Here is an 18,301-nt window from a genome sequence, read left to right as displayed (position 1 = left end):
CTGCTTTGAATCTTTTGGCTAACGACTATACATGCGTAAATAAGTCGCTTAAGTGCTCCGAAAATCATGTTTATTTTTACTGCGATGGGTCATTTAAAAGGGATAACTGAGAATTATATCACTTTTGATAGGTGTGGCCTTTGGTGATAAAGAGTTTTGAGCCGCCTTAAGAACGTTTTATGTACGGCTTGCTACTATCAGATTCAATAATTACTTTCCTATATTTGATTTTTTATCAAAAGTATTATGCTGAATACTACATTTTTTGTTGATAAAACTCAGGCCATAATCAGTTCATCTTTCAACGGCAGCGGGATTATCGGTCGCCGCAGTGAAAGGCAAACAATGACTAATGATAGATATGACGATCAGACAAAATATGAGGAAGTAAAATGAGCATCCCTGCATTTGGATTGGGTACTTTTCGCCTGCAAGATCAGGTTGTTATCGATTCAGTTTCCACCGCGTTGAAACTGGGCTATCGCGCAATTGATACGGCACAAATCTATGAAAATGAAGCCGCTGTTGGGCAAGCCATTGCTGAGAGTGGCGTTAAGCGTGAAGAGTTGTTTATTACCACCAAAATTTGGATCGCCAATCTGTCTACGGAAAAACTGATTCCCACTCTGCGTGAAAGCTTACAAAAACTGAAAACGGATTATGTCGATCTCACGCTGATCCACTGGCCATCACCAAAGAATGAAGTTCCAGTCGCTGAGTTTATGGCTGAGTTATTGAAGGCTAAAGAATTAGGTCTGACTCGCCAGATCGGCGTTTCAAACTTTACTATCGATCTGATGCAGCAAGCGATTGATGCCGTTGGAGCCGAAGCTATCGCTACTAATCAAATCGAACTATCTCCATTATTACAGAACGCCAAAGTGGTGAAGTTTGCTCGCCAGCACGGTATAGCGATTACTTCATATATGACACTGGCTTACGGTAAAGCTCTGCAAGAGCCAGTGATTCAGCAAATGGCTAAACTGCGTAATGCTACGCCGGCGCAGGTTATTCTGGCCTGGGCGATGCAGTTAGGTTATTCGGTTATTCCGTCCTCAACCAAAGAAGCTAATTTAGCCAGTAATCTATTGGCTCAGGAATTAAAATTGACCGACGAAAACATGGCACAAATGGCTGCCTTGGATCGTAATGAGCGTCTGGTTAGCCCTGAAGGTTTGGCTCCGGATTGGGATTAATGCCAGCCTGTTATATCTGACGGCATATTTGCCGTCAGGTTGTTGCTTCATTGCTATTTTCCGCTAATCGCTCGGTGACGAAGTCAATAAAACAGCGCAACCGGCTACTGACAGCCTGATCGCTGTAATAAACCGCATTGATTGGCATGACGACTGGAATCGTCAGATCCTTTAATATCGGAACTAAGTCTCCCCGATCAATATCTTTTTGAATCATAAAGTCAGACAAACAGGCAACACCATTCCCCTCAAGACAAAGCCGCCGCTGGGTTTCCCCATTATTTGAACTTACATCCGAGTTAATCTCCAGTAACTGGCCATCATGAGCTAATAGCGGCCAGCGGTTGAGCGCTGGGAGATCGTTAAATCCCAGACAAACATGTTGCTGTAGTTCAGCCGCAGTGCGTGGAGTGCCGTAGCGCTGTAGATAAGCAGGAGAAGCCACAATATGGCGGTAACTATTCATCAGCTTTCTGGCGCGCAGAGTTGAATCCTGCAATGTGCCTACGCGAATGGCGATATCGACTTTACGTTCTATCAGATTGATAAATGTCTCCGAGGAAACTAATGAGAGTGCCATTAACGGATAGCGCACTCTGAAACTAGCCACTAGCGGTGCCAGCATATGCAAGATTACCGGAGTAGAGGCATCAATGCGCAATAGTCCTCTTGGATTCAGCGGATTATCGAGCAGTTCATTTTCCGCCAATGCCATTTCACGCAAAATCGCCTGCGTGCGTCTAAAGTAATGCTCGCCTTCCTGCGTTAGGCTGATTTGTCGTGTAGTACGATTCAGCAATGTTACGCCCAGTTTGGTTTCTAGCTTCTTAACGGTTCTGCTGACCACGGAGTTAGCTTGTTCAAGCTGCTCGGCAGCTCGGCTGAAACTGCCGCATTCAACCACGGTTACAAAGGTAATTAGCTCATCAGAGTTAGCTTTCATTATTGCTAATCCAGCAAAAATATTTTGATATTTTTATCATTTTTGTCATCCAGAGAGAAGCTCATAATGCGGCTTATCAAGTCGATACTTATTTTATCTGGAGTCAACGATGCCTTTAGCCTTACTAGCATTGACCATTAGCGCTTTTGCTATTGGTACCACCGAGTTTGTGATTGTTGGGCTAGTGCCCACGATTGCTGAACAGCTAAATGTTTCGGTACCATCAGCTGGTTTACTGGTTTCTATTTACGCGCTGGGCGTAGCAATTGGCGCACCAGTATTGACCGCATTAACAGGGCGTATTCCTCGGAAAACCTTGCTGATTGGTCTGATGATACTATTTACTCTGGGCAATGTGCTGGCATGGCAGGCTCCGGGTTATGAATCGTTGATAGTGGCTCGGCTGCTGACCGGGCTGGCTCACGGCGTGTTCTTCTCAATCGGTTCTACCATCGCAACCGGTCTGGTGCCGAAAGAGAAAGCCGCATCTGCAATTGCAATTATGTTTGGTGGGTTGACGGTAGCCTTAGTCACTGGCGTGCCTCTAGGTACCTTTATCGGGCAGCATTTTGGCTGGCGTGAAACCTTTTTAGCTGTCTCATTGATTGGTGCAGTGGCGATCGTTGCCAGCGTTATTTTGATTCCCAGTAATATTCCCAATAAAGCCAGTGCCGGTTTAAAGCAGCAGTTGCAGGTATTAACTCATCCGCGTTTATTACTGATTTATGCCATTACTGCGCTGGGGTACGGCGGCGTTTTCACTATGTTCACTTTCCTGGCACCGATGATGCAGGAATTGGCCGGTTTCTCTGCGCCAGCGGTGAGCTGGATCTTGCTGGCATACGGAGTTTCAGTCGCGATTGGGAATATTTGGGGCGGTAAATTAGCAGATCGGTACGGTGCGGTACCGGCACTGAGCTTTATTTTCACTGCGTTGGCTGCGCTACTGTTTATTTTTCAGTTTACGGCGAGCCACAGCATTGCCGCTCTAATTACTTTAATGGCTATGGGAATCTTTGCATTTGGCAACGTGCCTGGCTTGCAGGTATATGTGGTACAGAAAGCCGAGGAATATACGCCACATGCGGTGGATATTGCTTCAGGGTTGAATATCGCCGCTTTTAACGTGGGGATCGCCTTGGGATCGCTTATCGGTGGACAGATCGTTTCCCAATGGGAATTAGCTCAAACCCCCTGGGTTGGCGGTGTGATAGTGATTGGAGCGTTGGCGCTGATTAGGGTTAGCGGCCGGTTGGATAAACGGCATTTTCGCCCAGCGATAGCCAGCTGATTTATCATCAACACGGATAGAACTCATGGGAAGCTGAAACGATTGGCCAAACCATGTTATTCAAATAATTTATACGTGCTCTAAGCCCGCGAAAAGCGTGTTCTTTTATGATGTAAATCATCCTCGTTGCCTATTCGGACTTGAGTCCGTTCGCGCTATCAGACAGTATTCCTCAATTGGACGTGTTGATAGCCAGCAAAAGAAATGTCTGGCTGAAGAATATCTGAGCGTATAATACTCAATTACAGGCTGGTCCATCTGGCCAGTTTGTTTTTAACGGGAATGGGCAAGAGCGTGCCGAAAAAAACCTATGCCATGCGCTATGTTGCAGGGCAACCAGTCGAGCAAATCTTTCCGGGCTCTGCCAGTCAGCTAGGGCAGGGACTACCTCCGGGCGTTCCATTACCGACTTCTGAGCGTCTGCGGATTATGGTATGGAATATCTTTAAGCAGCAGCGGCCAGATTGGCTCTCTGTGCTGAGAGGTTTTGGCAGAGATGCTCAACTGATGCTGTTGCAAGAAGCACAAACCACCCCTGAACTGGTGAGATTTGCGACGTCTAATTTTCAGGCAGCCGATCAGGTGCCTGCCTTTGCGCTGCCTCAGCATCCCTCTGGCGTAATGACGCTTGCTGCCGCTCACCCAGTCTACTGCTGCCCGCTGCGAGAGCGTGAACCCCTGCTACGCTTGGCTAAATCAGCATTGGTAACAGTTTATCCCATTCATGATGGCCGATTGCTGATGGTGGCCAATATTCATGCTGTGAATTTTAGCTTGGGCGTAGACGTTTACAGCAAGCAGTTGGAACCCATTGGTGAACAAATCTCAATGCATCGTGGCCCGGTGATTCTGGCTGGCGATTTTAATGCCTGGAGTCGTCAGCGAATTAGAGCATTACTGAAATTCGCCAGAAGCCAGGGTTTACAGGAAGTCGAGTTTCAGGCCGATAATCGTAGCCGAGCTTTTGGCCGGCCGTTGGACTATGTTTTTTACCGCGAATTAAAAGTTGCTGATGCCGAAGTGATGGTGACCAGAGCCTCCGATCACAATCCCTTACTGGTTGAATTCAAACCTTAATTCGCTCGCGTCAACCTTCATTAATGACAAATTGCAGACATAAAAAAAGCACCCCGAAGGGTGCTTTTTAGCCGTTATAACCTTAATGCATTACGCATCTGGCGCTTTTTGACCGTTGACATATAGGGTCAATTTTAAACCAGGTTGCAAACTGTTGGCCTTGCTGACTACCGAATTCCATCGCATCACATCGTTGGTGTTTACACCGTGACGCTTGGCAATACTGGCAAATGAATCACCTTTACGAACCTGATAGGTGATGCTTTTGCTGGCCGTATTGCTTGCCAATTGCAGGGTTTGCCCAACTTTTAAGGTACTCGAGGTACGTAAGTTGTTCCAACTCTGCAAATCGCTGGTCTTGATATTCAGTCGCTTGGCTATCGTAGATAAAGTGTCGCCAGGGCGAACTTTATACTGCGAACCTGATGCTGATGTTTTTGTGTTATTAGCCACTTGAGTGGATTTGGACACAACAATATCAGTGTCAGCCAGTGAGTCTTTAAACTGCTCTGCATGGGTTTTCGGCAACATAATGTAATGAGGGCCGTTAGGTGCCGTTACATTGCGCTTATACCCTGAATTATAAGCTTTCAGCTTGGTCAGCGACATTCCTGCCATCTCAGCCGCCTGAGTTAGCTCTATCTGCTGACCGACGTCCACACGCGCTAATGCACGGTTTTCGTTGGTTTCAGGTAACTTGATACCGTATTTCTTGCTGTTCTTGATAATGTCACTCAAGGCCAGCATTTTAGGGACATAAATTGACGTTTCACGCGGAAGCGACAATGCCCAGAAATTGGTCGGTTTACCCTTGGCTTTATTGGCTTTCACTGCCTGCATGACTCGGCCTTCACCACTGTTATAAGCGGCGATGGTTAATAACCAGTCACCGTTAAACATTTTGTTCAGGCGTTCCATCATATCAAGCGCTGCCTTGGTCGAGGCAACCACATCGCGGCGGCCGTCATACCATTGGTTTTGCTTTAATCCATAATTTCGACCGGTACTCGGTACTATCTGCCATAGCCCTGCGGCGTTGGCGGAGGAAGTAGCGTGTGGGTCAAAAGCGCTCTCCACTATGGGTAGCAGTACCAGCTCCATCGGCATCTTACGTTGCTTAATTTGCTCGACTATCAGGTACATGTACGGCTCTGCCCGTAATGTTACATCGTGGAGATAGCTCTTATTTTTTAAATACTTTCGTTTTTGTTCACGGATCAGGGCATTATCCTGAACCTTCATCTTCAGCTCGTCGCTAATGAAGTTCCACAGATCGTTCTGCGCGACGCCGGTATCACTTTCCAGCCATCGCGCGGAGCCCTCTCGGGCACTATCCGTGTACTTTCCTGCTTCACTTTCTTGACCTGCCGAAGACAAACTCTGTGCATGCTGCACGGGAACCTGCACGTCCTGCCTGGACGCTTGGCACCCTACAAGCAAGACTGAGGCGAGAAATATCGCTTTGGTCTTCATGTGTGTGTCAATGTTAGTTGCTTAAAAGACGAGCAATCATACTTTGCTTCGACAAATAACACAACTAAAAGCTTCAGAAGCTATCTTTACGGGCACGTAATTCAGCAAAAATCAGGGAGAGGTCATTAGGTGGGAGGTCTATACCTAAATTCCTTTGTAAATCAATGTCATCACAGCGTAAAAAAACATTAATTTTACGCTCTAATTGCAATTTTGAGGGTAAGCTTGAGTGGTTTTTTGCTCTTAATTGCTTGATTTGTTGTTGATATGTTTCAATATCTCGATCTTGTGGTAAAACTGCACGGGCAAAGTTAAGATTCGAAAGAGTATATTCATGCGCGCTGCAAATTAAGGTTTCATCGGCCAACTGTGCGAGTCGTTGAATTGATGCGTACATTTGTTGGGGCGAACCTTCAAACAGCCTTCCGCAGCCGCCGGAAAATAACGTATCACCGCAAAAAAGATAAGGTGCGCTGTAGTATGCGATATGGCCGAGAGTGTGTCCGGGAACGGCAATTACGCTGAAAATTTGTCCACACAAAGACAGGCTATCGCCGTCTTTTACGATATTCGTAGCCCCTTTATGTGCCGTTTCCTGCGGGCCATAAACCGGAATATTGGGGAAGTTCTGGAGTATTTCGGTCACTCCGCCGACGTGATCGTGATGGTGGTGAGTCAACAGAATTCCTTCGGGAATCCAGCCTTTTTCTTTTAGTTCGCTCAGTACCGGCGCGGCTTCTCCCGGATCGACGATCAGGCAGCGCTGCAGCGGGTTAACCAATAGCCAAATGTAATTGTCTTGAAATGCAGGAATGCTGATAAGATTCATCGGATACCTCTCGTTGGCAACAGCTTGATAGAAGATAATAAAACATGAAACCAGCGCAAACACGCCAAAAGATTCCTGCCCCAGCTTCCTGGGCCGAGCTACCTTGGGGAGAGTATTATCGGGCCGCTATTGAGCAACAGCTACAGCCCTGGTGGCCAAAGATTTTCGGTTTTCATCTGCTTAAAATTGGGCAACTCAGTGCGGAGATTGCCAGTGAAAGCTGCGCTGTTTCCCATCAGGTTAACGTTGGGGATAAGGGCAGCAATATGCAGGTACTGGCCAGTCCTTACCAGCTTCCTTTTGCTGAAAAATCGGTGGACGCCTGTCTGTTATCTCATACGCTGGCTTATTCAACCGATCCTCATCGAATTTTACGCGAGGCGGATCGCGTGTTGATCAACGATGGTTGGCTGGTAATCAGCACTTTCAATCCGTTGAGTTTACTTGGGGTTGGAAAATTACTGCCGGTGATACGTCGACGCCAACCTTACGCGAGCAGAATGTTTACGCAAATGCGTTTACTGGATTGGCTCAGCCTGCTGAACTATGAAGTGATGCATGAATCCAGTTTCCACGTACTGCCGTGGCATAAACAAGGCGGGCGCTTTATCAGCACCCATCTACATGCATTAGGTTGCATCAGTCTGATTGTGGCCAGAAAACGCACGATTCCACTGACGTTCAACCCAATGAAAATGGGATCGCGAAAACCCTGGTTAAGCCGAACCGTGGGCGCAACGAAAAGTTACCGTAATCGCCCTTAAGACTCGGAATTAGTCCGGATTATAGCCGGTATCTTCCTGAGTGGGAGCGTTGGCTGCATCGCGCGCCAATACGTCGCAACGTTCGTTTTCCGGGTGCCCTGCGTGGCCTTTAACCCACTCCCACTGCACTTTATGATCCGAAATTGCCGCGTCCAACCGTTTCCACAAATCCACATTGCGGACCGGCTTGCGGTCGGCCGTTTTCCAGCCGCGTTTTTTCCAGTTATGAATCCACTGAGTAATGCCCTGACGCACATATTGACTGTCGGTACTGAGCGTGACTTCACAGGGTGATGTCAATGCTTCTAGAGCAACGATGGCTGCCATCAATTCCATACGGTTATTGGTAGTGAGACGATAGCCTTCACTGAAAGTTTTTTCGTGCTGTTTGTAACGCAAAATCGCGCCATAACCACCGGGACCCGGATTGCCTAGGCAAGATCCGTCGGTGAAAATTTCTACCTGTTTGGTCATCTCTGGTAGACTCTTCCTAATGAGTTTTAAACCTTAAGTCTGACATAAACGAGCGCTATGAGCACTGCAATATGATCCCAACACCTACCAGACAGATAGTTCTCGATACTGAAACCACCGGTATGAATAAGCTGGGCGTTCACTATGAAGGCCATCGTATTATTGAGATCGGTGCTGTTGAAGTGATCAACCGCCGGTTAACTGGACGGAATTTCCACGTCTATGTCAAACCGGATCGTCTGGTTGATCCAGAAGCTTACGGTGTCCACGGTATTAGCGATGAGTTTCTCGCAGATAAGCCAACTTTTGCCGATATCGCCCCGGAATTCCTCGAGTTTATTCGCGGAGCCGAGCTGGTTATTCATAACGCGGCGTTCGATATCGGCTTTATGGACTATGAATTTCGAATGCTACAGCAGGGAATTCCGAATACGGATACCTTCTGTACCATAACCGATAGTCTTTTATTGGCGCGCCGTCTGTTCCCCGGTAAGAGGAACAATCTCGATGCGTTATGTGACCGTTATCTGATAGACAATACTAAGCGAACGCTGCACGGCGCATTGCTCGATGCCGAGATTTTGGCTGAAGTCTATCTGGCGATGACCGGCGGGCAAACCTCGCTGTCTTTCTCAATGGAAGGGGATCAGAATCAATCAGATTCTACCGATGATATTCAACGTATCGTCCGTCCGGCCAGCGGGCTGAAAATTATTTACGCCAGTGATGAAGAATTGGAAGCTCATAACCAGCGTTTGGATTTGGTTCAGAAGAAAGGTGGAAGCTGCCTGTGGCGGGCTTCTGCTGAAGATGAAACGGCAGTCAATGCGGGATAATTCATCGTTTGGGTGAAAATCTGTGCAACCGGTTTATTTTTCAGGAAAAAGTGTTGACGAAATAGCGGGGTAACCGTAATATTCAACCCGTTCTTAACCGGAACAACAGCGCGGTGCGGTAGTTCAGTCGGTTAGAATACCGGCCTGTCACGCCGGGGGTCGCGGGTTCGAGTCCCGTCCGCACCGCCAATATTCAGAAGCCCTGAGTTAGCAATAACTCAGGGCTTTGTCGTTTTCGTCATCCCAACCACTGTTTTCTGTCTATTCCAACGATGAAGCTAATAAAAAACGCGCCGTGAGAGACGCGCTTTAACATCGCTATTTTTCGGTAGCTATTTCGACTCAATATCAGTGGTGCAGTAGAAAATCATCGGCATCGCGCCAGGCAGGAAAACGCTCGCGATAGTCGCTTAGCGCTGCCAGAGAGAGTGTGGCGTCCAGTCTGGCTCTTTCATGCAAAGGCGCGCTGCTCAGAATCTCGCCCTGCGGATCGATAATCACGCTATCTCCCTGATAACTATGGCCGTTATCATCTTCACCTACCCGATTACATCCTGCGACAAATACCTGATTTTCAATGGCTCTGGCAGGCAATAGCTTTTGCCAATGTTTGGCTCGCGCTGCTGGCCAGTTGGCAACATAAATTGCTAAATCATAGTCTTGCTGGTTACGCGACCAGACGGGGAAGCGCAGGTCGTAGCAGATCTGCGGCAAAATACGCCAGCCACGCCACTCCACCACTTTACGTCGTTTTCCAGCCTGATAATGATGGTGCTCACCGGCAATGCGGAACAGATGGCGCTTATCATAAAAATGTATTTCGCCACTGGGTTTAACCAGCAGAAAGCGGTTCACCGCGCCTTCTGGCGTTTGCAGCGCTACGCTTCCACCGAGTAATGCATTGGTTTTCCCTGCCCAATGGCGGAGCCAATCGAGGATTTCCGCCTCCGGTAGCGCGAACTCGGCGGCGTTCATGGCGAAGCCGCTGACAAACATCTCCGGCAGAATAATGACATCTCGCTGGTGGATATCTTCGAGCAGCTTCGCAAAATGGCGTAAATTCGCTTCGGCATCCAGCCAGACTAACGGTTGTTGTAGTAGAGTCAGTTTTAAAGTTGACATAGGCGCTCCGCTGCGGCGTCCAGCGTGGCTTCCTGCTTAGCGAAGCACAGCCGAATCAATTGATGAGGAAAAGGAGCCTCACAGAATACTGACAACGGAATAGCCGCAACGCCGATTTTTTCCGTCAGCCACAGGCAAAAATCTACGTCGTTCAAATCGGAAACGGCGCTGTAATCGACCAGTAGGAAGTAGGTTCCTTCACTGGGTAATATTTTGAGGCGGCTGGCGGCCAGCGCCTGTACGAAGCGATCCCGACGAGCGCGGTAGAAATCGGGCAGTTGCTGCCAGTGCTCAGGCTCGGCGTTCAGCATATCGGCCAGGGCCAATTGAATTGGCGTACAAACGGAAAAGGTCAGGTATTGGTGGATCTTACGCACTTCCGCGCTGATGGCGGCGGGCGCTATGCAATAACCGACTTTCCAACCGGTCATGTGAAAGGTTTTACCGAATGAAGATACGGCAACGGCCCGCTGACGCAATTGAGGGTGAGCCAGCACGCTAGCGTGGCCTTCAGCGGCGAAACAAATATGTTCATATACTTCATCGCTAATGACGTAAATATTGCGATCGGCAATGGCTTGCCATAATTGCTCAAAATCAGCCGCGCGCCATAGGGTTGCTGACGGATTGTGCGGAGTGTTAACGATCACCAACCGCGTGCGTTCGGTCAGCAAATCGGAGAATTCAGCCCAGTGAGTATTGAACGCCGGAGGCTGCAGGGCGATGCGTTTGACTTCGCCACCCGCCAGTTTAATGGCTGGCGCATAGCTGTCGTAGCTGGGATCAAAGCAAATAACTTCATCGCCGGTGCGCACCAGAGCGGTAATAGCAGCAAACAGCGCTTCGCTGGCACCGGTGGTCACCGTCACTTCACTATCAGCATGAGGACGCCAGCCGTAAACGGCGGCGGTTTTATCTGCAATTGCTTCTCGCAGCGCTGCAACGCCAGTCATTGGAGCATATTGATTCGCTCCCTGATTAACATGATAAGCCAGACGCTGCTTTAGATATTCCGGGCCAGCAAAATCAGGGAATCCCTGAGACAGATTGATTGCCTGATGCTGGTGCGCCAGCGCACTCATTTGCGTAAAGATGGTGGTGCCTTGGGCAGGTAATTTACTGTCTGGAATCAATGATAAAGTGCTCATTCTGGGCTGAAACTCCTGGCGCTGATGTTGCTGTCAATATAACACGATGTTAAGATTTGGCAATCAAGACGCTTAGATGTTTAAACGGCTAAATGATTTTTTGTGTTAATGTCAGCTCATAGGGGGGCAGCGTGGAATATTCCCCTGTTGCACGGCGAAAATAACAATTGCAGAGGTAGGGAAATGGCAAAACAGACACAACTTGAGGCGTTACTTGCGGCCTGCCACTGGATTGGCGGCAAAGGCTGGTGTCCGGCGACTGGCGGTAATATGTCACTGCGTGCCGACAGTGAATACGCGTTGGTCAGTGAATCTGGCAAAGATAAAGGTCGCCTCACGGCGAAAGATTTCCTGAGCGTAGATATTGCCACCAATCACGTGCCCAGCGGGCGTACGCCTTCGGCGGAAACCGGCCTGCATACTTTGCTGTATCGGTTATATCCTGATGTTAGCGTGGTTTTACACACTCATTCGGTGAACGCCACGGTACTTTCTCGCGTGGAAAAAAGTGATGGATTGGTTTTACAGGGTTATGAAATGCAGAAGTCCCTGTCGGGTCAGAAATCCCATTTGGATACCGTGGTTATTCCTATTTTTGATAACGATCAGGATATTAGCGCATTGGCTGAGCGAGTGGCAGGCCGCGCAGCGTTGGCACCGTTACGCTACGGTTTTCTGGTACGAGGTCACGGGCTTTATTGCTGGGGGAACTCAGTGGCAGAAGCGCGCCGTCATCTGGAAGGATTAGAATTCCTGTTCCAGTGCGAATTACAACGCCGCCTGCTGGAGGTCAAATGATTCAGGCTATTGTTACTGATATTGAAGGTACGACCAGCGATATTCGCTTTGTGCATCAGGTACTTTTTCCTTACGCTCGCGCCCGATTAGCGGATTTTTTGCGTCAGCACGCCAGCGAAGAAGACGTGACCGTTCTGCTGGCAGATTTACGCCGTGAAATTGGTCAGCCGGATGCGGATATAGAAACCCTTATTAGCGTACTATTCGGTTTTATGGATGAGGATCGTAAGTCTACCGCGCTAAAAGCTCTGCAAGGCATTATCTGGCGTACTGGTTATCAAAACGGAGATTTTCGCGGTCACCTTTACCCGGACGTGGCTCCGCAGCTGGCTAATTGGCAGCATCAAGGGGTAAAGCTATATGTTTATTCCTCTGGTTCAGTTGAGGCGCAACAACTGCTGTTTGGCTATAGTGATGCGGGAGATTTACAGCCGTTATTCAGCGGGTATTTTGATACTCGCGTTGGCGCGAAGCGCGAAGTCTCCGCTTATCAGAATATTACTGAGCACTTAGCCGTTGCACCGCACGATATCCTGTTTTTATCCGATATTCGTCAGGAGCTGGACGCCGCTCAGCAGGCTGGTTGGCAGACTTGCCAGCTGATTCGCGATTTGCCGGATGCAGAAAGCCATCATCGGCAGGTTAACTGTTTCGATCAGATCGTTTTAGAGGAGTTTGCATCATGAGTGCCTTGACTATTTTCAGCGATGAGCAGCCGGAACAGCCTATCTGGCAAAGCACTGATGCAACGGCTATTCAGAAGCAGTTGGCAAGTATTGGCGTGCGTTTTGAGCGTTGGCGTGCGGATCGGGCGTTGGGGGGAAATCCGTCGCCGGAAGCAGTAATTGCGGCGTATCAACATGAAATAGACCGGCTGGTGGCAGAAAAAGGCTATCAAAGTTGGGATGTGATCAGTATGCGTCCGGATAACGCTCAGCGAGAAACTCTGCGACAGAAGTTTTTATCCGAACATACTCACGGCGAAGACGAAGTGCGTTTCTTTGTCGAAGGCGCGGGGCTGTTTTGTCTGCATTTAGAGGGGAAAATCTTTCAGATTCTCTGCGAAAAAAACGATTTGATTTCCGTTCCGGCGGATACACGTCACTGGTTTGATATGGGATCGGCACCGAATTTCACCGCTATTCGGGTATTTGATAACCCGGAAGGTTGGGTGGCGCATTTTACCGGCGATAAGATAGCCGATGCTTATCCTCGTTTAGATTAATGTAAATGCAGGCGGCTCAGTAAGGTCGCTTGTGCATTTACATTATTCAGGCTGGAAAAATCCGGCCTGAACCTGCTGTGGCGTGATTACGCCGCTGTCCAGAACCCAACCGCTGATCAGGGTTGCCGGCGTGACGTCAAAGGCCGGGTTATACACCTGCGCGTCTTGAGGTGCCCAGTGACATTCGCCAAAGCTGCCGGATACGCCGGTGACTTCGCTAGTTGCGCGCTGTTCGATAGGAATGGCGGCTCCGTTTGGACATTGCGGATCCACGGTGGTGTGAGGTGCCGCAACATAAAACGGAATATGGTGATAATGTGCCAGTACCGCCAGGCTGTAGGTGCCGATTTTATTCGCTACGTCGCCGTTAGCGGCAATACGATCTGCGCCGACCCAAATGGAGTCTACCTGGCCCTGAGCCATTAAGGTCGCAGCCATGGAATCACAAATTAACCGATAGGGAATACCCAACTCGCCCAACTCCCACGCGGTTAAACGCCCACCTTGTAGTAATGGCCGGGTTTCATCGACCCAAACGTTATCTATTTTTCCCTGCTGATGAGCGCGTAATATTACGCCTATTGCCGTTCCCACGCCCACAGTGGCTAAGCCGCCGGTATTACAGTGGGTAAGAAGTCTGCTACCGGATTTAACCAACGCTGCGCCGTGATTGGCAATGCTATCGCACAGAATCCGATCCTCGTCCAGCAAACGTAGCGCCTCTTTCATCATGGAATTTACCCAATCTGGCCGCAGTAACGCTTGCTGCATCCGTGCCAGATTATTCATCAGGTTAACTGCCGTTGGCCGTGATTCTCTTAGCGTGATGAGCGCTTGCTCCAACTGCGCCTGAGATAAACCTCGCTCCGCCAGCAGCGCCAGTAACAGACTGGCAGAGAGACCAATCAGCGGCGCACCGCGTACGCGTAACGTCAGAATATGTTCGACCAAAGATTCTACGTCATCAGCCAAACGCCAGATTTGGCGTTGGGGCAGGGCTTGCTGATCGAGAATCCAAAGCTGGTTATCGCGTATTTTCAGGCTGGTGGTGTTAAGCGTCGGCATCGTCAGTTAAATCCATGTTGCGTTATTGCATCTGGGTTCTTATTCTGCCAACATGCTTTACAGATGTATAGACGTCTACATGTTTTTACGCCTAAATAATTAATGCGCCGTGGGCGACCAGAGAATTGAGAAGGGGTGGGAGATGTCAGGTTATCACACGTTTACTGCTGCTGATGCCGTTGCATATGCGCGTCAATATGGCCGGATTGCTGAACCGCACACGTTGGTTTCGGCGGATGAAATTGGCGACGGCAATCTGAATCTGGTGTTTAAGATCCGTGATGAAACGGGGCGAAGCCGGGTGGTGGTGAAACAGGCATTGCCTTACGTTCGTTGCGTAGGAGAATCTTGGCCTTTGACCTTGGATCGAGCGCGCATCGAAGCGGAAACCCTGCTAACTCACAGCCAGTTCTGCCCTGAACACACGGTTAAAATACTGCACCATGACGCGGAGTTGGCGGTGATGGTGCAGGAGGATCTTTCCGATCATCACATCTGGCGGCATGAATTGGTGAAAGGCCGCCATTATCCGCAGGCGGCCAGCCAGTTGGGTGAATATCTGGGGCAGACTTTATTCCACACCTCAGATTTTTATCAGTCGGCACAAAGTAAGAAGGCGGCGGTGATCCGTTATACCAATCCCGAACTGTGCCAGATCACTGAAGATCTGTTTTTTACCGATCCTTATCACGATCATGAACGCAATAATTTTGACGCCGCGTTACTGCCGGAGGTGCTGGCGCTGCGTCAGGACAACGGGCTGAAACTGGCGGTAGCTTCCCTTAAACATCGGTTTTTGAGTAAAGCGGAAGCTTTGCTACACGGTGATATCCATAGTGGCTCGATTTTTGTGGCCGAAGGTAAATTGAAAGCTATTGACGCAGAATTCGGTTTTTATGGCCCGATTGGTTTTGATATCGGTACGGCTTTAGGAAATGTATTGCTAAATTACTGCGGTTTGCCGGGGTTGACCGGGCCGAGAGACGCAGCGGCAGGCCGTGAACAGCGTTTAGATGACATTCGTGAAATTTGGCAGGCTTTTGCCACGCGTTTTCTGACGCTATGCGCAGAGAAAACTCAGGATCAAGCGTTGAAAACTGCTGGTTATGCCGAGTATTTCCTCCGGCAGGTGTGGAATGATGCCGTGGGGTACTGTGGAACCGAATTGATTAGGCGCACCATCGGGTTGGCACACGTCGCGGATTTGGACAGCATTGAAGATGACGGGATGCGTTTAGCCTGTCAGCGTCAGGCTCTGAGTCTGGGGCGCACATTAATACTGGCAGCGGTGCATATTGATAATGTGGGTGAATTAATTGCCCGTATTCGTCAAAACGGATAATTGAGCGCTTGGCTGCTCGCTATTTTCAGGTTCAGCGCTAGTTCGCTATCAAAAATCAGCGATAAAAAAGTCCCGGCATTAGACCGGGACTTTGTTTTAGACACATGAATTATCAATGAGTACTATCAGTTACGCCGCTTCCGTTTGACGTGGCCGATCTGGCTGCTTTACCGGGGACTGGGTAGCCAGCGCCTCCGGTTCAAATTCATCTACGTTAATCGAGCGCAGGCGGCTGGCTTCTGCCTTAATCAGCACGTTAGCTTCTTCCGCGCTGATTTTCCCTTCCGCCAGTGCGCGTTTGGCTAACTGATCCAAACGGGTGAACGGCAGATTCTTACCGGCTTCTTTACTCAGGCGTTTGTGGATTGGCTCTGCGGCGATAACGTCTTGCAGTGCGGCTTCCAGCAAGCCGACCGGGTTGAATTCACTCGGCGTCAGGTACTGACCGCGCCCAATACGTGAACGGGTTGCCGAAGGCACTTGCAGCAATTGAGCCAATTGGTGATCCAAGCGATCTGACGGCGCGCGATGTACGCAGCCAAACGGGAAGATTCCAATACGCATCACGCCAGCAATAAAGCGATTCGGGAAGTTTCGCAGTAAGTCATCCAGTGCTTGTTCTGCCTGATACAGCGCATCCTGCACGCCCCAGTGAACCAGCGGTAAATCTTCTTTCTGACGGCCTTCATCCTCATAACGTTTCAGCGTTGCGGTAGCCAGATACATTTGGCTCAGAATATCTCCTAAACGAGCAGAGATACGCTCGCGACGTTTCAGGCTGCCGCCCAGAACGCCCATGGAAACATCGGACATCAGCGCCAGGTTGGCACTTAAGCGGTTAAGCTGCTGATAGTAGCGGCGAGTGCTGTCGCTTACCGGAGCATGACTGGTACGGCCGTTGGTCAGACCCAGCCAGAAGCTACGAACTTTATTGCTACCTACGTGGCCAAGGTGACCAAACAGGGCGCTATCAAAAGCGTTAACATCGTTACTTTGTGCCGCGGCCATTTCTGCCAGAACGTACGGATGGCAACGGATAGCCCCCTGACCGAAGATAATCATGCTACGCGTCAGAATGTTGGCACCTTCAACGGTGATACCAATCGGCGCGCCTTGATAAGAACGGGCGACGAAGTTGGATTCACCCAGACAGATACCTTTACCCCCGGCAATATCCATCGCATCCATGACTGCGCGCTGACCCCTGTGGGTACAGTGATATTTCACTATGGCAGACAGTACCGCCGGTTTTTCACCCAGCATAATACCGCTAGTGATTAAGGTGGCGGCGGCGTCCATCACGTAGGCGTTGCCAGCGATTCGCGCCAAAGGTTCTTCGATCCCTTCCATCTTACCGATAGAGATTTTGAACTGACGGCGAATGTAGGCGTAAGCGCCAATACCCATTGCCACACTTTTCAGGCTACCGGTTGCATTGGATGGCAGGGTAATACCACGTCCGACGGACAGACATTCAACCAGCATACGCCAGCCCTGACCGGCCATTTTTGGCCCGCCAATGATGTAATCGATCGGCACAAAGATGTCGTTACCGCGAGTTGGGCCATTCTGGAATGGCACGTTCAGCGGGAAGTGACGGTGACCGATTTCTACCCCAGGAGTGTTAGTTGGGATCAGGGCGCAGGTAATACCCAAATCTACGGTTTCACCGAGTAAATGCTGGGGATCGGACAGTTTAAACGCCAAACCCAGCACGGTCGCGATCGGTGCCAGCGTGATATAGCGTTTGTTCCAGGTCAGGCGCATACCCAACACTTGCTTACCTTGCCATTCACCCATACAAACGGTGCCGGTATCCGGAATTGCACCGGCGTCGGAACCCGCTTCGGGGCTGGTCAGTGCGAAGCAAGGAATTTCCTCGCCGCGCGCCAATCGTGGCAGATAATGATCTTTTTGTTCGGTAGTGCCGTAATGTTGCAGCAGTTCGCCGGGGCCGAGGGAGTTAGGAACGCCCACGGTAATGGCGAGAATGCCGGAAACACCGGATAACTTCTGCAATACGCGCGCTTGAGCATAAGCGGAGAATTCCAGCCCGCCGTATTCTTTCTTAATGATCATGGCGAAGAAGCGGTGTTCTTTCAGATAGGCCCACAGCTCCGGCGGCAAATCAGCCAGTTCATGCGTAATCTGAAAATCATTTGCTAAACGACAGGCTTCTTCCACTGGACCATCAATAAAGGCTTGTTCTTCAGCGGTTAGCTGTGGTTTTGGATAGTTATGTAGTTTTTTCCAGTCTGGCTTGCCTTGGAATAAATCACCTTCCCACCAGGTGGTTCCCGCATCGATCGCTTCTTTTTCGGTGCGTGACATGGCTGGCATGATTTTACTGAAGGTACGCAGCGCAGGAGCTGAGAACAGAGAGCGGCGCAGCGGCGTTAAGTTCAGTGGCAGCAACACAATCACCAAAGGAAGCAACGCCCAGAATGACCATACTTGCAGCGCACCCAAGGCGGCGGTGTATACCAGAAGAAGCAGACTACTAAGGTGTAGGTTCACCCGGTGATAGAACAACACACCAATAAGAACCAGCAAGGCAACAATGCTAAGAACCATCATAATGAAGCTCCTGAGTTGTAGGAGGTCTGACCTGTTGAGTGATGTATTGGTTTTAGTTCATCTCATTGTTTTTATCAATGCCATTACATATCAATTACAACTTGGTTCACAAATTCGTAGCATTTAAGGTCAAAAGCCGTT

17 protein-coding genes and 1 tRNA gene are annotated in these 18,301 nt (G+C 49.5%); 10 read left to right on the top strand and 8 right to left on the bottom strand.

Annotation, left to right across the window (positions count from 1 at the left end):
- The first annotated feature begins 392 nt into the window (after positions 1–392).
- A complete protein-coding gene (gene dkgB, locus PL78_RS06785) occupies positions 393–1,196 on the top strand; it encodes a 2,5-didehydrogluconate reductase DkgB (RefSeq protein WP_064514218.1) in 804 nt (267 codons plus the stop codon).
- A gap of 34 nt (positions 1,197–1,230) precedes the next feature.
- On the opposite strand, the gene yafC is transcribed toward dkgB, so the two are convergent.
- The gene (gene yafC, locus PL78_RS06780) at positions 1,231–2,139 is read right to left on the bottom strand and encodes a DNA-binding transcriptional regulator YafC (RefSeq protein ID WP_064514216.1); all 909 of its coding nucleotides are present in this window, start codon (positions 2,137–2,139) and stop codon (positions 1,231–1,233) included.
- 109 nt (positions 2,140–2,248) lie between these two features.
- Here yafC and PL78_RS06775 point away from each other — a divergent pair, with 109 nt between their 5' ends.
- Both PL78_RS06775 and PL78_RS06770 read left to right on the top strand, forming a co-directional pair.
- A complete protein-coding gene (locus PL78_RS06775) occupies positions 2,249–3,430 on the top strand; it encodes an MFS transporter (protein ID WP_064514214.1) in 1,182 nt (393 codons plus the stop codon).
- Positions 3,431–3,745: 315 nt separating this feature from the next.
- Complete coding sequence (locus PL78_RS06770) at positions 3,746–4,507, top strand: endonuclease/exonuclease/phosphatase family protein (protein WP_064518308.1); 762 nt, start codon at positions 3,746–3,748, stop codon at positions 4,505–4,507.
- 90 nt (positions 4,508–4,597) lie between these two features.
- Here PL78_RS06770 and mltD read toward each other — a convergent pair whose 3' ends face one another.
- Together mltD and gloB are read right to left on the bottom strand one after the other, a co-directional pair.
- Positions 4,598–5,980, bottom strand: a complete 1,383-nt coding sequence (gene mltD, locus PL78_RS06765) for a murein transglycosylase D (RefSeq protein WP_064514212.1) — start codon at positions 5,978–5,980, stop codon at positions 4,598–4,600.
- Between the two features lie 73 nt (positions 5,981–6,053).
- Positions 6,054–6,809: a hydroxyacylglutathione hydrolase gene (gloB, locus tag PL78_RS06760; protein ID WP_064518306.1), complete on the bottom strand. Its 756-nt coding sequence runs from the start codon at positions 6,807–6,809 to the stop codon at positions 6,054–6,056.
- Between the two features lie 44 nt (positions 6,810–6,853).
- On the opposite strand from gloB, the gene PL78_RS06755 reads away from it, so the two are divergent.
- Positions 6,854–7,573: a class I SAM-dependent methyltransferase gene (locus tag PL78_RS06755; RefSeq protein ID WP_064514209.1), complete on the top strand. Its 720-nt coding sequence runs from the start codon at positions 6,854–6,856 to the stop codon at positions 7,571–7,573.
- 9 nt (positions 7,574–7,582) lie between these two features.
- Here PL78_RS06755 and rnhA read toward each other — a convergent pair whose 3' ends face one another.
- Positions 7,583–8,047 (bottom strand): ribonuclease HI, encoded by a 465-nt coding sequence (gene rnhA, locus PL78_RS06750; protein WP_049598416.1) that lies wholly within the window; start codon positions 8,045–8,047, stop codon positions 7,583–7,585.
- A 71-nt stretch (positions 8,048–8,118) separates the two neighbouring features.
- Here rnhA and dnaQ point away from each other — a divergent pair, with 71 nt between their 5' ends.
- On the top strand, positions 8,119–8,883 hold the full coding sequence (dnaQ, locus tag PL78_RS06745) for a DNA polymerase III subunit epsilon (RefSeq protein ID WP_064514207.1): 765 nt from the start codon (positions 8,119–8,121) through the stop codon (positions 8,881–8,883).
- Positions 8,884–8,995: 112 nt separating this feature from the next.
- Positions 8,996–9,072, top strand: a tRNA-Asp gene (locus PL78_RS06740).
- A gap of 159 nt (positions 9,073–9,231) precedes the next feature.
- Here PL78_RS06740 and PL78_RS06735 read toward each other — a convergent pair.
- Positions 9,232–10,005: an amidohydrolase gene (locus PL78_RS06735; RefSeq protein WP_064514204.1), complete on the bottom strand. Its 774-nt coding sequence runs from the start codon at positions 10,003–10,005 to the stop codon at positions 9,232–9,234.
- On the bottom strand, positions 9,993–11,153 hold the full coding sequence (locus tag PL78_RS06730; protein WP_064514202.1) for a pyridoxal phosphate-dependent aminotransferase: 1,161 nt from the start codon (positions 11,151–11,153) through the stop codon (positions 9,993–9,995). The genes PL78_RS06735 and PL78_RS06730 overlap by 13 nt, the downstream gene beginning before the upstream one ends.
- A 183-nt stretch (positions 11,154–11,336) precedes the next feature.
- Between PL78_RS06730 and PL78_RS06725 the strand changes: the two genes are divergently transcribed.
- Genes PL78_RS06725 through PL78_RS06715 form a run of 3 tightly spaced genes read left to right on the top strand, consistent with a single transcriptional unit; the run spans position 11,337 to position 13,176 of the window.
- Positions 11,337–11,951, top strand: a complete 615-nt coding sequence (locus tag PL78_RS06725; protein ID WP_064514200.1) for a methylthioribulose 1-phosphate dehydratase — start codon at positions 11,337–11,339, stop codon at positions 11,949–11,951.
- Complete coding sequence (gene mtnC / locus PL78_RS06720; RefSeq protein WP_064514198.1) at positions 11,948–12,637, top strand: acireductone synthase; 690 nt, start codon at positions 11,948–11,950, stop codon at positions 12,635–12,637. The genes PL78_RS06725 and mtnC overlap by 4 nt, the downstream gene beginning before the upstream one ends.
- Positions 12,634–13,176, top strand: a complete 543-nt coding sequence (locus PL78_RS06715) for a 1,2-dihydroxy-3-keto-5-methylthiopentene dioxygenase (RefSeq protein WP_064514196.1) — start codon at positions 12,634–12,636, stop codon at positions 13,174–13,176. The genes mtnC and PL78_RS06715 overlap by 4 nt, the downstream gene beginning before the upstream one ends.
- 42 nt (positions 13,177–13,218) lie before the next feature.
- Here the strand turns inward: PL78_RS06715 and mtnA are convergent, their stop codons facing one another.
- Positions 13,219–14,241, bottom strand: coding sequence for an S-methyl-5-thioribose-1-phosphate isomerase (gene mtnA / locus PL78_RS06710; RefSeq protein ID WP_064514194.1), 1,023 nt, complete (start codon positions 14,239–14,241; stop codon positions 13,219–13,221).
- Between the two features lie 142 nt (positions 14,242–14,383).
- Between mtnA and mtnK the strand changes: the two genes are divergently transcribed.
- Positions 14,384–15,583: an S-methyl-5-thioribose kinase gene (mtnK, locus tag PL78_RS06705; protein ID WP_064514193.1), complete on the top strand. Its 1,200-nt coding sequence runs from the start codon at positions 14,384–14,386 to the stop codon at positions 15,581–15,583.
- Between the two features lie 129 nt (positions 15,584–15,712).
- Here mtnK and fadE read toward each other — a convergent pair whose 3' ends face one another.
- Positions 15,713–18,160 carry an acyl-CoA dehydrogenase FadE gene (gene fadE, locus PL78_RS06700; protein WP_064514190.1) on the bottom strand — a complete coding sequence of 816 codons (2,448 nt, stop codon included), beginning with the start codon at positions 18,158–18,160 and terminating at the stop codon, positions 15,713–15,715.
- Positions 18,161–18,301: the final 141 nt, after the last annotated feature.

It is taken from the genome of Yersinia entomophaga (assembly GCF_001656035.1).
GTDB lineage: Bacteria > Pseudomonadota > Gammaproteobacteria > Enterobacterales > Enterobacteriaceae > Yersinia > Yersinia entomophaga.
The sequence above is the reverse complement of the archived record's forward strand: the minus strand, read 5'-3'. Positions and strand labels throughout refer to the sequence as shown.